Raw genomic sequence first — 15,162 nt, forward strand, 5'->3', positions numbered from 1 at the left:
CGCGTCATGGTCGGGTGATCCCTTATAAATATTTCAAATTATCCAACAGGCTCTCACCATATTTAGACAAAGCAATAAAATGTGCCTGTCTCCCTTCGGATTGGTAACTCAAATGTAATTCAATATCTGCATCCGGTAATACACCCTCTCCTTGCTGAGGCCATTCCACCAGACAAATAGCATCTTGATGGAAATAATCACGTATTCCCATAAATTCCAGCTCTTCCGGATCTGCCAATCGGTAAAGATCAAAATGGTAAACCGATCTTGGTGTTAAAGCATAAGGCTCAACCAAAGTATAAGTTGGGCTTTTCACATGCCCTTTATGACCTAAGGATTGCAAGAAACCACGGCTGAATGTCGTCTTACCCGCACCTAAATCACCATATAAATAAATTACACTGCCATGATTACAGGCAGCAGCAACCGCGCTTCCGAGGGAAACCGTCGCTTCTTCATCTTGAAGTGATAAAACAAGTTCTTTCATCGAATAATATCTGCTGTTTTATTAATTCGTCAGCTAAAACGATAACCCTAACACACTTCTATTATCTATTATCAACATTTAACATCTTCTGCTCAGTCTCATTATCAAACCCACTATTTTCGGGCTGAAACAAATTATGCTACACTGCAACGCCTTGCAGTATAAACCGATTTCCGCCATGACAACGCCTCTCGATCTTAATCTTCTGGTCACCAACATCAAACAATGGGGTCTCTCTCTTGGTTTTCAACAAGTTGGCATTTGTGATACTGATTTATCAGTAGAAGAGCCAAAACTTCAGGAATGGCTGGATAAACAGTATCACGGGGAGATGGCATGGATGAAACGCCACGGCATGATGCGTGCTCGCCCGGATGAACTTTTCCCAGGGACATTGAGAGTTATTAGTGTAAGAATGAATTACCTCCCTGCTAAAGCTTCTTTTGCTAGCACGCTAAACGACGCTGAACTCGGTTATATCAGCCGTTATGCCCTGGGAAGAGATTATCACAAACTGCTGCGCCAACGTCTTAAGAAACTCGGGGAGCAAATCCAAAATTATTGCCATGACTTCGAATATCAGGGAGTCCTTAATTTTCGACCTTTTGTTGATTCAGCACCCATAATGGAACGTCCACTCGCCTCTAAGGCCGGATTAGGCTGGGTCGGTAAACACTCACTTATCCTTAATAGAGAAGCTGGTTCATGGTTTTTCCTCGGTGAGTTGCTGATTAACCTTCCCCTACCTATAGATCCTCCACAAGAAGAGCAATGTGGACGCTGTGTCGCCTGCATGACAACCTGCCCAACCGATGCAATTATCGCCCCTTATACCATTGATGCCCGCCGTTGTATTTCCTACCTCACAATTGAATTGGAAGGCATTATTCCTGAGGAATTTCGTCCACTGATGGGAAACCGTATTTACGGTTGTGATGATTGCCAGATTATCTGTCCTTGGAACCGCTTTTCCCAATTGACAGATGAAGATGATTTCAGCCCCCGTGCAACATTACATACACCAAAGCTATTAGATTTATTCAATTGGAGTGAAGAAAAATTCTTACGGATAACGGAAGGTTCTGCAATTCGCCGCATCGGCTATTTACGCTGGCTACGCAATATCACTGTTGCATTAGGAAACGCACCCTATCAGTACGATATCATTCTGGCTTTGCAACAGAGATTAGGATTAAACACTATGCTAGATGAACATATTCATTGGGCTATTGAACAGCAAATCATTCGCCGCAAAACGAATACTCTTAGTGTACAAACACCACAACAGAAACGACTTATTAGAGCGATAACCAAGGGCTTGCCCAGAGATGCTTAATTATTAGCCATCTTTATAACGTATAAAAAGATTCAGATAATTTTCCTGTGAATAAAATAAAAACCCCTTGTTGATCAATGCTCAAAAAAAGCGCAAGTGATCAATGTGATATTTCTTAACAAAGGATCATTCCGAAAAATTATCAACAAGTTACAAAATAAATACTCATTTTGTAACATTCAAAGTCAGAAAAATTCAAACGCAGCAGCCTGTGGATAAGTCTGTGTGATAATTTTAAAGTATCGTACTTATTTGCCGGGAAACCAACTTCCGGACTGTGGATAAAAAATAGAAATCTGTACTACGAGGATATAACCCAAAAATCAAATCAAAGTAAGTGAGTACAACCATTGAGGAAGAAACTTGGAGCGGGAAGTAAATCCTTTGAATATCAGCTAATTCATTGATTCAACAGAGATTTTACCCATACCTCATTGACGAAAGGAGTGCATTATGTACTACCTCAAAAAGTTTGGCAAGCAGAAGTTAAAAAAATATTTTGCAATTATAAGGATAATACTTTCTTTATCCCCCTATAAATACCACCAGCGGAACTAAGTACAATCGGAATATAAGGCTGCCTTAAATGGCATCACAAATGCCTTTAGCGGCCAGGATGCCAAAGGTTCCTTTAGAATTAGTGGGATTCTGACCGGAGGCACTTACCCCGTTTACCCGTCCCATTACAATACGATCAGAGTCGACTATCAGTATTGAGCAACCCGACCTGAAGCCTCACGGCTTCGGGTCATCGATAGGAAAGCATAATAACAGAAGAAAATAACACCATCACTGACGATTCTTTCGCGTCTTAACCGTAATATACATAGCAGAAGGAAAGACTGAGATCATTCACTGACGAGCTCCTTGTAAACCCGGGAGACAGATGAACTCACCCTTCGGAATTTTTTAGCCGTCAATGCGATAAATGCTTTAGCGGCCGGTGACGATTGGCGTTCATCAAACACGGCTAATCCGACATGTCGTTTTACCTTTGGATTCAGCACTTTCTTAACATAGTGAACTTCACGAGTCCGCGGCAGAGATGATTCAGCAACAATCGTTACCGCATCCCCACGCTCAACCGCAGCCAAAGTACTTAACAATTGAGACGTCCGATAACGAATATTAGGTTGCAACCTTGCCGATAAAAAAAGCCTGGAAACCAGTTCAGCCGATCCAGCTTCTGTCAACGCGAATGGTCCAACACACAGATCCTTCAACGTCACCGTATCCTGCAACACCAAAGGATGATCTACCGGCAACAAAGCCACCATTTGGTCTTCAAGAATCGGATAAGTGTCGAATTGGTCTTCCGGCAGGGTCACAAATCCCACATCCACTCGCCTATCCATAAGCCATTGCACAACCTGCCTGTCTGGTCCCTCATCAACATGGACCTCAATGCCGGGGTAAAGCCTACGATAATCGGCCAGTACCGTTGGCAACAGCCACAGGGATGAAGTCGGGCCAAATGATCCGATTCGCAGCGTACCTCGTTTCATCCCTCGTGCATCCGCTGCTTCTTGCCGCATAGTTTCAGCCAGACCAAGAATGGCCTGGGCTTTTTGTAGCAAGCTTTCTCCTATATCTGTCAGTTCGACAACTCCCTGATGCCGATGAAGTAGCTCTACGCCAAGCTCCTGTTCAAGGACTCTGATAGCATGGGAAACCCCAGACTGAGAGATCTTGAGCTGGGCCGCAGCTAAGGTAAAGCCCTTCCGTTCAGCAACAACAGCAAAAATTTCGAGCTGGGTTAAAGTCATTATCTCCCCCTTGAGTAATCACTCATTTCCGCATGATCATACATCTGAATAAGTATATGCAATGCGGATATAAAACAATAGGCGAGTCATGCTCGCCGAGCGCTCAACCGAGTTTCCAAACCATAATTAATTAAAAAAGGGGATTTTATGAGTTACCAATGGCCTTCAGATGGCTCATCTTCTATATGGCCGGAAATAAACAGCATGTTCTTATCCCTCCGTGGAGTTTCAGACGAATTCATTCCAATGAATGAAACTCAGCGAACTTACAAAAAACTCCTGATGGGATTTGATGCCATCACCTCTTGCGAGATGAAAGAGCTTTATAAATTCAAAATCACATTAACTCAAATGAACGAGCACGACCTCTCTCTCCCTGAGCTTTGCCTTATCCATAAGGCATTCAGTGCATGGGTGCAATTTGATTACGAGAACGCGAGATTGCTTTTGACCCAACATATTCGAGCATACCCTTCGGATATTATCGCGCTCTTCTTTATTCACATGCTTGATTTCTGCACAGGAAAAACAACCAACCTGAAGTCCCTTCTGCTTTATTGTGACGAACACATTTCTAAAACTCACTACCTTTACCCATATTATCTTTCCATAAAATCGTTCGTCCTTTGTGAAGCTCAATGTTTTGATGATGCCTTAACGGTGGGTTTTAAATCTGTTAAATTAATGCCGGACAACATCTATGGCATTCATGCTGTTGCACATGCCTTGCATGAGCTAGGTCGCTGGAAAGAACTTTGCCACTTTCTGACCAACTGTAAAGAACATTGGATAACCAACACCGGAATGGGAATGCATGTATACTGGCATCTCGCCATTGCGTATGAACGATCCGATGAGATCACGCTTGCATTGCAAGCTTTTGATGAATTATATGCTCTAAAAGACAATCCATTCGCTAAACAGGACTTGGACGCTGTAGGATTCTTGTGGCAGCTTAGGCTCAAATCTGCTGACACCAAATTCCAACCAATTTGGGAACGTCTCGCCGTCCTTTGGACAGGCAGCATCAGCGCCTCCACCTCTTATTTCCACAAAATACATGCAGCACTTGCTTTTTCTGCAACAAATCAGTCTTTTCTTATTGAAAAGCTAATCGCGGAAAGCGATGGATTTGGCATCGAACCAGACACTCATTCCACAGGGATAGACGTCCTTAAAGCAATCTTACTATTCACATCTAGACACTACGAGGAGTGTTTAAGCAAACTCCGTCTCAGCTATGAGAAATGGCCATTATTGGGAGGTAGCCGTGCTCAACGTGAAATATTGGAACAGACCATGGAATACGCCGCCTTGAAAGCATCCTCCACCCTATAAATTACGATATCGACAAACATGAAAAGCAACCGCACATTAACGCAGCCAATCAACAACTACTCAACCTATATCAAACTGTCTCTTGTGGCTATTATCTGGGGCGGGACATTTGTTGCAGGTCGATACATTTCTGTCGAGACATCACCCTTGTTATCAGCAAGCCTCAGATTCATTCTTGCGGGCATAACATTAATTATCTTCCTCATTTTATCAGGAAAGATGTTCGTCAAGATTAGTCTATCTCAGTTATTGAAAATCACTGGACTTGGCCTCTGCGGAATATACACCTACAACCTGTTCTTCTTTTATGGTCTGCATCACACAACCGCATCCAGAGCTTCACTTATCGTGGCACTGAATCCAGCAGTCATGGCGATTTTTTCATATCTCTTTTATAAGGAAAGGCAATCACCATTGAAAATACTGGGAATTATTCTTTGTTTGCTTGGTGCAATGATCGTGATTTTTAGCAAAACACCGCAACTGACTATTGGAGAAGAGGGTAACTGGTTGGGTGACACCTTGATCTTTGGCTGTGTTTTAAGCTGGGTTGCTTACAGCGTTTTCTGCAAGAACATTGTGAACCAAATCGGCCCACTACACACCGTCACATATTCCATCCTGGCGGGTGCTATCATGTTGGCCGCAACGGCCATTTTCACAGGGCAAATGAGTTTATCTGCAATACATACATTACCCATAACTGATCTCTACAGCTTACTTTATCTCGGCGCAGTAGGTTCAGCGATGGCCTACATCTGGTATTACGACGGAATCCAAAAAATTGGTTCCACTCGTTCTGGCGTATTCATTGCGCTTAACCCTTTAACCGCTGTATTACTTGGCGCAGTACTATTAGATGAGAGTTTAACGTTCCCAATGTTCATCGGAGGCGCTCTCGTAATCGGAGGTATCCTGATCTGCAACAAGAGATCAACTGGTAAAAAACTTATTCCACACAAATCCAAACCTGGAATCAACCATATGGAGAAAACAAAGAGTTACAGGAGATAAGCCAAAAAATAATAATAAATGAAAACGATAAAAAGGCCGCATCACTTTCATGGTGTGGCCACGATGGCATTAATTATTCTAAATCATTAAAGAAACAGATCTGGCCTTATGTTGAAGCGCTCAGAAAGCGCTTTAATGTGCGCAATCGTCAATGAACGTGTACCGGCCAGTGGATATTGAACTCATAAAGTTAGAGACAAGAATTTAAATAGCCCAGACGATGTTTAAAACACCGAGCAACGGGTTATTGATGAAAATAGATTTAGTAAAAAGGGAGTTTCCAGGCGATCGGCATGAAAGGAAGACTTGGAGCGGGAAACGAGACTCGAACTCGCGACCCCGACCTTGGCAAGGTCGTGCTCTACCAACTGAGCTATTCCCGCATTACTGACTGGTGATAACCTGAAACAATATATTAATCTCAAGATATCAATTTCAAGTTTGGAGCGGGAAACGAGACTCGAACTCGCGACCCCAACCTTGGCAAGGTTGTGCTCTACCAACTGAGCTATTCCCGCGTCACTGACTGGCTAATGATAACCAGAAATAACATACTGATTCCAAATAAAAATTTGGAGCGGGAAACGAGACTCGAACTCGCGACCCCGACCTTGGCAAGGTCGTGCTCTACCAACTGAGCTATTCCCGCATATTTTTTAATACGCTATCCATACCTTATGAAATTCTTCATCAGTATGGGGAGCGCATTATACGAGAAATCGTTGCGCCCGCAAGTCCTTCAACACAAAAAAACAAACTTTTTGGCAAAATGACGATTTAAACACCAACACAGATTAATTAATCGTCATATTAAACTTGCGTTATCAAACCAGCGAAAACTTTCTGGCTTACAGTTGAATAAAATGTTCCCGATAATAGGCTAATTCAGCAACTGATTCACGGATATCATCCAGCGCCTGATGCGTATTCTGTTTCTTAAATCCAGTAAGGATTTCCGGCTTCCAGCGACGGGCTAATTCTTTAAGCGTGCTGACATCCAAGTAGCGGTAATGAAAATAAGCCTCCAATTCTGGCATATAACGGAACAAAAAACGCCGATCCTGACTCACGCTGTTACCACAAATGGGGGAAGCACCTGCCGGAACCCATTCTTCCAAAAATTCAATCGTCGCCTTCTCTGCCTCACGATCATCAATTTTACTTGCTTTAACACGTTCAACTAGCCCACTGCCCGTATGGGTACGCACATTCCATTTATCCATCAAAGCAAGTTGTTCATCAGATTGATGAACCGCAATGACTGGCCCTTCCGCCAGGATATTCAGATTTGCATCGGTGACAATTGTCGCAATTTCAATAATGCGATCCCGCTCTGGATCTAAACCCGTCATTTCCAGATCTATCCAGATAAGATTGTGCTCACTTTTTGACATGTTATATCCTAGATTGGAGAGATAGTTCTTATTAATGATGTATCATAGCGCTTTTAAGCAATAACAGCGATATACCCTATGGATTTCAAGATGCATCGCGACGGCAAGGGAGTGAATCCCCGGGAGCATAGATAACGATGTGACCGGGGTGAGTGAGTGCAGCCAACAAAGAGGCAACTTGAAAGATGACGGGTATAAATGTGGAACAAGTGAGGTTCGGTGTCTAAGCATAAACTATCCAAAGGCCAGCAACGGCGGGTACAGGAAAATCATCAGCGTAGGTTGAAAAAACAGGATAATAAACCTGAAATGGATGATAGTCAGTTAGGTGAACCTCAAGAAGGGCTAGTTATCAGCCGTTTCGGCCAACATGCTGATGTCGAGGCAGAAGATGGTTCTATACAACGTTGTAATATTCGCAGAACTATCCGCTCATTGGTAACTGGCGATCAGGTGGTATGGCGACCTTCACTGCAAACCCAAGCAGATGTTAAAGTGAATGGTATTGTTGAAGCCGTTCACGAACGGACTTCCGTACTTACGCGGCCTGACTATTATGACGGCATTAAACCTATCGCCTCCAATATTGATCAGATAGTGATTGTGTCAGCCATTCTTCCTGAATTGTCACTCAATATTATCGATCGCTACCTTGTTGCCTGTGAAACACTGGGCATTGAACCGTTGATTGTATTGAATAAAATTGATCTTTTGGACGAAGAAAGCCGTGAATGGGTCAGCGAAATCATGTCCACATACCACAACATTGGTTACAGAGTATTGAAACTATCAAGCCATACCGGCGAAGGTATGGAAGAATTAACGAAGATGCTCGCAGGTCGAATCAGTATTTTTGCCGGTCAGTCTGGTGTGGGTAAATCAAGTTTACTCAATACACTCCTACCAGAAGATGAAGACAAGATTCTGGTCAATCAGGTTTCAAATGTTTCCGGTTTAGGTCAGCACACCACAACGGCATCTCGTCTTTATCATTTCCCACATGGCGGTGATGTTATTGATTCTCCCGGTGTTCGGGAGTTTGGCCTGTGGCATTTAACACCTGAGCAGATAACTCAGGGTTTTATCGAATTCCGTGACTATCTGGGTAGTTGTAAATTCCGTGATTGTAAACATCGGGACGATCCAGCGTGTGCGCTACGGAAGGCAGTGGAAGATAATGAAATAAATCAAGAACGTTTTGAGAATTATCACCGTATTCTCGATAGCATGGATCAAATTAAACCACGCAAGACTTTTACAGATAACGAGAGCTAACTGACATCAAATGAAAGGACGGGTACAATAACCCCCTTTTGTCTAATTTTGCCAATAGAATCCAAGAGGTTGACGTGCTGGATAACATTAAAATCAGGTTGCAATATTTACTACCTAAACAGGGGATAACTCATCTGGCAGGCTGGTTTGCTAACAAAAAAGCTGGCTGGTTGACTCAACTGGCAATCAAGACGTTTGCCCGTATTTATAAAGTGGACATGAATGAAGCGAAACCATCTGAGTTTTCAGCATATTCGACATTTAACGAATTCTTTATCCGTCCACTAAAAGATGATATTCGCCCAGTTGTCAGCAATGAACACCAATTAGCGCTACCTGCCGATGGCACTATCAGCCAGTTAGGCAACATCCGAACCTATCAGATCCTTCAGGCCAAAGGACATCACTACACACTTGAAGCTCTACTCGCCGGCAACCATCAGTTGGCAGAGATATTCCGTGATGGACAGTTTGTAACGACTTACTTATCACCTAAAGATTATCATCGCGTACATATGCCTTGCGACGGATTACTGAAAGAGATGATCTATGTCCCTGGTGATCTGTTCTCTGTCAATCCATTGACTGCCGCCAACGTGCCAAACCTGTTCGCGCGTAATGAAAGAGTCCTCTGTCTATTTGAGACTCAATTTGGGCCCATGATACAGATTCTGGTTGGTGCAACTATCGTCGGCAGTATCGAAATGGCTTGGTGTGGTACGGTTACACCACCACGGGAAGGCATTATCAAACGCTGGACTTACCCGGAAGCCGCTACAACTGGCGCGATTTCTTTCAAGAAAGGTGAAGAAATGGGGCGTTTCAAATTGGGTTCTACCGTTATTAACCTGTTTGCACCAAATCAGATACAGTTAGCCGGACATTTGAGCAGTGGCTCAACAACCCGCATGGGTGAACTGTTAGCTCAAGCTATCATTCTTGAAGAACCCACTGACAACATAAGTTAATCCCTTGCCAAGGAGAGCCCTCTATCGTGCACCTGATTATCAGCTTATTGCTTAGCCTGCTCATTATTAACCCGGTTCTTGCTGCGATTTCACTTGACGAAAACCAGCTCAAACAAGAGCTGAAACAAATTGAATCCAGTAAAAATCCGCAGGACGCAGAAGTGGCTCAGGCGCTACAAGGCGCACTCAATTGGATTGCAGATACGAAATCCGCCAATGACAGAACGCAGAAATACCAAACTGCCATTGATGATTTCCCTAAAATAACCAAAGAACTTCGTCAAAAATTACTTACTGAAAGTGATACTCCCCGCCCAACGCCTGCTAACCAATCCATTGCGAACATTGAGCAACAGATTATTCAGGTCAGCAGTCGGTTGCTAGAACAAGGGGGACAATTACAGCAAGAGCAGGACAAAGGACGGGAAATCAGCGACTCTTTAGTACTATTACCGCAACAACAATCAGAAGCACGACGCTTGCTAACTGAAGCATCTTCTCGCCTGCAATCATTAGGAACACCATCCACCCCATTAGGAGAGGCTCAATTTGCCTTAGCTCAAGCCGAAGTCAATGCCCACAAAGCGACAGTCAATGAACTCGAAATTGCGCAACTTTCTGCGAATAATCGGCAGGAAATTTCCCGTATGCGGGTTGAACTGTTCAAAAAACGATATCATCGACTTGATCTTGAGCTGCAACAACTCCGTAGCCAACTTAATGCACAACGCCAGCAAAAAGCAGAATTAGCCCTGGAACATACCGAGATGCTGGCGGAACAAAGTGATCAGCTCCCAAAATTTCTGCTCGATGAATTACAACTGAACCGGAATTTATCTCAGGAATTAAATCAGCAAGCACAACGAATGAATGTCATCGGCTCAAAGCAACGCCAGGCCGCCAGTGATATTATTCAAGTCCGGCAAGCACTGAATACCATTCGTGAACAGGCACAATGGCTCGGTGGCTCCACAACACTCGGAGAAGCACTCCAAACTCAACTTGCCCGTTTACCTGACATGTCTAAACCACAGCAACTTGATCGGAATATTGTCAAATTCAGGGTCGATCGGCTGAAATACGAAGACATGCTGGAGCAGTTACAAAAAGACATAAAACCCGTACAGAAAAGCAACATTGCGTTAACGACTGAACAAGAGCGGATTTATGATTCTCTTACCCGCACCCGCAAAGAACTACTTAATTCATTATTATCTGGTTACGACAGTGAAATCCTTGAATTGACCAAATTGAAAGTCGCTACCAGCCAGCTAAATGATGCACTAACAGAAGTCAAAGAGGCCACACACCGTTATCTATTTTGGGTCGCAGATGTTAATCCCGTTTCGCTCAATTACCCAATCAATGTTGTGCAGGATCTGACCCGTCTATTATCGCTGGACACTTTTTCTCAGTTAAGCGGAGCCCTGATAGTCATGCTGACCACTCAGGATACGCTTCTATATCTGTTTGGCACGCTATTCCTGGTTATATTCAGCATCGGTTCTCTTCGCCATTATCATTCATTCCTTGAACGCGCGAGTAACCGTATCGGCAAAGTAACCCATGATCACTTTTCCCTCACTTTACGTACCGTATTCTGGTCGGTTGTTGTCGCATTACCTTTGCCCATGCTCTGGTCCGCCATTGGTTATGGGCTACAAAGCGCCTGGCAGTACCCTATGGCGACAGCTATTGGTTATGGTGTCAATGCTACGACGCCCGTATTATGGATCTTCATGCTGAGTGCGACTTTCGCCCATCCAAATGGGTTATTCATTGCCCATTTCCGTTGGCCGGAAGAACGTGTTAAACGGGCTTTACGATTCTACCAGCTATCCATCTTTGCCATTGTGCCATTGGTCATGGCATTAATAACTTTTGAACATTACAGTGATCGAGAATTTGCTTCCACACTTGGCAGGCTCTGCTTCCTAATCCTGTGCGTCTCCTTAAGCCTGATCACTAACAGCCTGAAACGGGCAAAAATTCCGCTCTATCTGGATAAAAATGGCTCCGGTGAAAATGTTATCAATACTGCTCTCTGGTGGATTTTACTCTCTGCGCCGATAGTCGCAGCGCTAGCTTCCATACTGGGATATTTCAGCACATCACAAGCATTGCTAGGGCGTTTAGAAACTTCTGTTGCTATCTGGTTCTTCCTGCTGGTTATTTACCATATTATCCGTCGTTGGATGCTGATTCAGCGACGCCGGATCGCCTTTGACCGGGCAAAACAGCGGCGGGCAGAAATTCTGGCTCAACGAGCCAAAGGAGAGGACGATTCAACCGGTTCAAGCAGTATCGAAGGTGCCATTGAAGTTGAGGAACCCATTATTGATCTGGATGCAATCAGTGCTCAATCACTGGGATTAGTCCGTTCAATTCTCACTCTGCTTGCCTTGGTTTCACTCATTTGGCTCTGGTCAGAACTCCATTCCGCTTTCTCATTTCTAGAAAATATCCGACTATGGGATGTCACCACGACAATAAACAACGTAGAAACTGTTCAACCTATCACCGTAGGTTCTGTCTTGATTGCTATCTTGGTGATTATTATCACCACTCAACTTGTACGTAACCTACCCGCACTGCTTGAGTTGGCCTTATTACAGCATTTAGAGCTTACACCAGGCACCGGCTTTGCCATCACCACACTCACCAAATACACCATTACTTTGATTGGTGGTCTGGTCGGTTTCTCTCTGATTGGTATTGAATGGTCAAAATTGCAATGGCTTGTTGCTGCGCTAGGGGTTGGGTTGGGCTTTGGCTTACAAGAAATCTTCGCTAACATCGTTTCTGGCCTGATGATACTGTTTGAAAAACCCATTCGTATCGGCGATACCGTTACTATCCGCAATCTGACCGGTAGCATCACCAAGATCAATACACGAGCAACAACCCTTTCAGATTGGGACAGAAAAGAGATCATTGTTCCTAACAAAGCATTTATTACTGAACAGTTTATTAACTGGTCATTATCTGACACCATCACCCGTATCGTGCTGACAATTCCTGCTCCGGCAGAAGCTAACTGTGAAGAAGTCACCCAGATCCTGCTAACTGCGGCTAAACGTAGCACTCTGATCCTTGATAACCCGGCACCTGAAGCCTATCTGGTTGATCTTCAACATGGTATTCAGATATTTGAATTACGTATTTATGCCGCTGAAATGGGGCATCGCATGCCTGTCCGCCACGAAGTCCATCAGCTTATTTTGCAAGGATTCCGCGAACACGGCATTACTCTGCCATTCCCACCATTTCAAGCGAGTATTGATGTTATTGGTCGGGATATTCGCAGTGCGACGACAAATAGGTCAGGCCGCAATCCACCACGTCAACCGGGTAGTTTGTAAAAAGATAATGAAGCACTGAGCACCCATACTTGAATCAACTAACCCTATTTCAGGCAAAATATGGCCTTTTACCGCCATCCTATGCTTGAAATAGGCTTTGCGAAGCAATCAATGTCGCGCCACAAGAGGTTTTCATTCCCTCCAGTGCGTACATTTGTCTATACACGGATGTGGTGATCAGTCCTTATCCCAATGGTCTGATGATCCAGACCGGTCAATACCCAGATCTGACACCGCAGCCGGGTAGTGTCCCGGACAGGGCAGAACCGGATGCAACGGTCTGGCATCTGATTCGGGAAACGGAAAACAGAAAGAATTAAAAGAACGAGAAACAGTAAATGAATGAAAAAACAGCGCCAATAGCGCTGCAATTACAGTAGATAATAAATTAACCCTGATACATTTTGCACAAATAGTGGGAAACCGCATCATCAGCGTTTGAGCCAATCACTTCCATATCTGGCAGGATATCTTTCAAGCGCTGGTGAGCATCTTGCATAATACAGCCCTTACCTGCTACCGTCAGCATTTCAAAGTCATTCATGCCATCGCCAAAAGCAATACAATCACTCAGCTTATAGCCCATAGCTTGAGCTACCTGCTCAAGTGCATGACCTTTCGAAACACCACCCGCCATAACCTCCAGGCAATTGCGCAACGAGAAACTTACATTGACTCTATCACCCCAACGCGTTTTGATTTTCTCTTCCAACGTAACTAATAGATCATGATCTCCGCAGGTAAAATAAACTTTACATACATCATCGGTTTTAAAGTTGTTACGCTCAAAAAGTTGATAGTGGAACACTGATTCCTGAAAAAACTCTTTCTGCTCAGGGCATTCACGATTCATATACCAGTGATCATGGCAATAATAATTCGTCAGAATATCAGCGTTATCAAACTCCATTAGACACAAGTCATGCACAATCTCAGGATCAACATTGTGACTGAAAACCAATTCACCCATAGCATTGTGTACCCGAGCGCCATTGGAAGTAATCATATAGGCATCAATACCAAGAACATCTCGGATTTGCGCAACATCCACATGATGACGACCGGTCGCAAAAATAAAATGAATACCTTTATTGGTCAGTAAATTAAGGGTTTCCTTGGTGTAAGAAGTTAATTTGTGATCAGGAGACAGCAAAGTGCCATCTAAATCTGAAGCAACAATGTGATACATGGTTATCATTCCTATAATTGAATCAATTCTGGTCAAAAAAATCACAAATGGCGTTGAGTGCCTGGCTACGTAATTTATCTTTTTCAAATAGGATTTCATGATGCGCTCCCGGAATAATTAACGGTAACGGCCCTTCAATGAAACTCCTCTTTCTCCTACGTAATTCACAAAAAGCCCGTATTTTCTGATTATTAATGACTTTATCCTCACTGGCTTTTAAGACCATCAATGGTGTCTCAATTTCTCCGGCTTTTTCTATCAGCATATCACCAATCCAGATACTTTCCCGTATCCAGTGATATGTTGGGCCACCTATGCGTAATTCCGGATAATCCGCGTAATAGCGGAGGTAACGGTTATAACGCTCATAACTGTGCGTTAGGAGGTTAAATAAATAAGGCAACGGGTGCCATTTCCCAGTTAGTACTGCATAATGGTTGCGCATATCTGGCCGCTTTTCAGCCCGATTCACCAAGAAAGTTGCCAACCAACGCGGCATAGGAAAGTTAATACCAAACATAGGAGCACAAAGGGCCGCTGCATCAAAAACCTGGCTGTGACGTAATAAAAATCCCCCTAATATTGCCGCCCCCATTGAATGGGCTAATGCATAACAGTGAGAATAATGACGAGGAAGAATTTCTCTTTCTATAAATATCTCAACGTCAGTAATATAGTCATCAAATTTTTCTACATGTCCTTTTTGTGAATCTTCGAGCATCCTACTGGATCGTCCTTGTCCACGATGATCAATAATAAAAACATCGTAACCAAGGTGATAAAAATCAAATGCCACTTCCGAGTATTTAATATAACTTTCACTACGGCCAGGAAAGATAACGACCGCTCTATAATTTTTTATTGTTGTGCAAAAACGGACATAACGTATCAGGACATTATCGACACCGATAAAATCACACTCCTTCCTGACTTGCCAAAAATCTAACAGAGGCCCATTGGCAAAAGCAGAGAACTGTGTCTCACGATTGAGCCAACTTTCTTTTAGCATTTCTGGCGTCATAAGTTGCCCTCT

General features: G+C 43.6%; 12 protein-coding genes and 3 tRNA genes. 7 read left to right on the top strand and 8 right to left on the bottom strand.

The window, feature by feature from the left end:
* Positions 1 to 22: 22 nt before the first annotated feature.
* Positions 23 to 487, bottom strand: coding sequence for a tRNA (adenosine(37)-N6)-threonylcarbamoyltransferase complex ATPase subunit type 1 TsaE (gene tsaE / locus D3222_RS02165; RefSeq protein WP_118984643.1), 465 nt, complete (start codon positions 485 to 487; stop codon positions 23 to 25).
* A gap of 178 nt (positions 488 to 665) precedes the next feature.
* Between tsaE and queG the strand changes: the two genes are divergently transcribed.
* Positions 666 to 1,823 (top strand): tRNA epoxyqueuosine(34) reductase QueG, encoded by a 1,158-nt coding sequence (gene queG, locus D3222_RS02170; RefSeq protein WP_118984724.1) that lies wholly within the window; start codon positions 666 to 668, stop codon positions 1,821 to 1,823.
* A gap of 848 nt (positions 1,824 to 2,671) precedes the next feature.
* On the opposite strand, the gene D3222_RS02175 is transcribed toward queG, so the two are convergent.
* Positions 2,672 to 3,589: a LysR family transcriptional regulator gene (locus D3222_RS02175; protein WP_118984644.1), complete on the bottom strand. Its 918-nt coding sequence runs from the start codon at positions 3,587 to 3,589 to the stop codon at positions 2,672 to 2,674.
* A 147-nt stretch (positions 3,590 to 3,736) separates the two neighbouring features.
* Between D3222_RS02175 and D3222_RS02180 the strand changes: the two genes are divergently transcribed.
* Together D3222_RS02180 and D3222_RS02185 are read left to right on the top strand one after the other, a co-directional pair.
* Positions 3,737 to 4,927 (top strand): tetratricopeptide repeat protein, encoded by a 1,191-nt coding sequence (locus D3222_RS02180; protein WP_118984645.1) that lies wholly within the window; start codon positions 3,737 to 3,739, stop codon positions 4,925 to 4,927.
* An 18-nt stretch (positions 4,928 to 4,945) separates the two neighbouring features.
* Positions 4,946 to 5,941: a DMT family transporter gene (locus tag D3222_RS02185; protein WP_118984646.1), complete on the top strand. Its 996-nt coding sequence runs from the start codon at positions 4,946 to 4,948 to the stop codon at positions 5,939 to 5,941.
* Between the two features lie 307 nt (positions 5,942 to 6,248).
* On the opposite strand, the gene D3222_RS02195 is transcribed toward D3222_RS02185, so the two are convergent.
* The 4 genes from D3222_RS02195 to orn all read right to left on the bottom strand — a co-directional run bounded on the left by D3222_RS02195 (position 6,249) and on the right by orn (position 7,335).
* Positions 6,249 to 6,324 (bottom strand) — tRNA-Gly (locus tag D3222_RS02195).
* Positions 6,325 to 6,383: 59 nt separating this feature from the next.
* A tRNA-Gly gene (locus tag D3222_RS02200) sits at positions 6,384 to 6,459 on the bottom strand.
* Between the two features lie 55 nt (positions 6,460 to 6,514).
* Positions 6,515 to 6,590: transfer RNA gene (locus D3222_RS02205), tRNA-Gly, on the bottom strand.
* A 199-nt stretch (positions 6,591 to 6,789) separates the two neighbouring features.
* The gene (gene orn / locus D3222_RS02210) at positions 6,790 to 7,335 is read right to left on the bottom strand and encodes an oligoribonuclease (RefSeq protein WP_118984647.1); all 546 of its coding nucleotides are present in this window, start codon (positions 7,333 to 7,335) and stop codon (positions 6,790 to 6,792) included.
* 219 nt (positions 7,336 to 7,554) lie between these two features.
* Between orn and rsgA the strand changes: the two genes are divergently transcribed.
* From rsgA to D3222_RS24930, 4 genes are all read left to right on the top strand, one after another.
* The gene (gene rsgA / locus D3222_RS02215; RefSeq protein WP_118984648.1) at positions 7,555 to 8,610 is read left to right on the top strand and encodes a small ribosomal subunit biogenesis GTPase RsgA; all 1,056 of its coding nucleotides are present in this window, start codon (positions 7,555 to 7,557) and stop codon (positions 8,608 to 8,610) included.
* A gap of 74 nt (positions 8,611 to 8,684) precedes the next feature.
* Positions 8,685 to 9,578: an archaetidylserine decarboxylase gene (gene asd / locus D3222_RS02220; RefSeq protein WP_198672725.1), complete on the top strand. Its 894-nt coding sequence runs from the start codon at positions 8,685 to 8,687 to the stop codon at positions 9,576 to 9,578.
* A gap of 26 nt (positions 9,579 to 9,604) precedes the next feature.
* Positions 9,605 to 12,940 carry a miniconductance mechanosensitive channel MscM gene (gene mscM / locus D3222_RS02225; RefSeq protein ID WP_118984649.1) on the top strand — a complete coding sequence of 1,112 codons (3,336 nt, stop codon included), beginning with the start codon at positions 9,605 to 9,607 and terminating at the stop codon, positions 12,938 to 12,940.
* A gap of 173 nt (positions 12,941 to 13,113) precedes the next feature.
* Complete coding sequence (locus tag D3222_RS24930) at positions 13,114 to 13,260, top strand: hypothetical protein (protein ID WP_157975273.1); 147 nt, start codon at positions 13,114 to 13,116, stop codon at positions 13,258 to 13,260.
* A gap of 68 nt (positions 13,261 to 13,328) precedes the next feature.
* Here D3222_RS24930 and yigL read toward each other — a convergent pair whose 3' ends face one another.
* A complete protein-coding gene (yigL, locus tag D3222_RS02230; RefSeq protein ID WP_118984650.1) occupies positions 13,329 to 14,129 on the bottom strand; it encodes a sugar/pyridoxal phosphate phosphatase YigL in 801 nt (266 codons plus the stop codon).
* 22 nt (positions 14,130 to 14,151) lie between these two features.
* Positions 14,152 to 15,150: a lysophospholipase L2 gene (gene pldB, locus D3222_RS02235; protein WP_118984651.1), complete on the bottom strand. Its 999-nt coding sequence runs from the start codon at positions 15,148 to 15,150 to the stop codon at positions 14,152 to 14,154.
* Positions 15,151 to 15,162 lie beyond the last annotated feature (12 nt).

Origin of the sequence: Photorhabdus sp. CRCIA-P01 (assembly GCF_003545805.1) — a bacterium.
Classification (GTDB): Bacteria; Pseudomonadota; Gammaproteobacteria; order Enterobacterales; family Enterobacteriaceae; genus Photorhabdus; species Photorhabdus antumapuensis.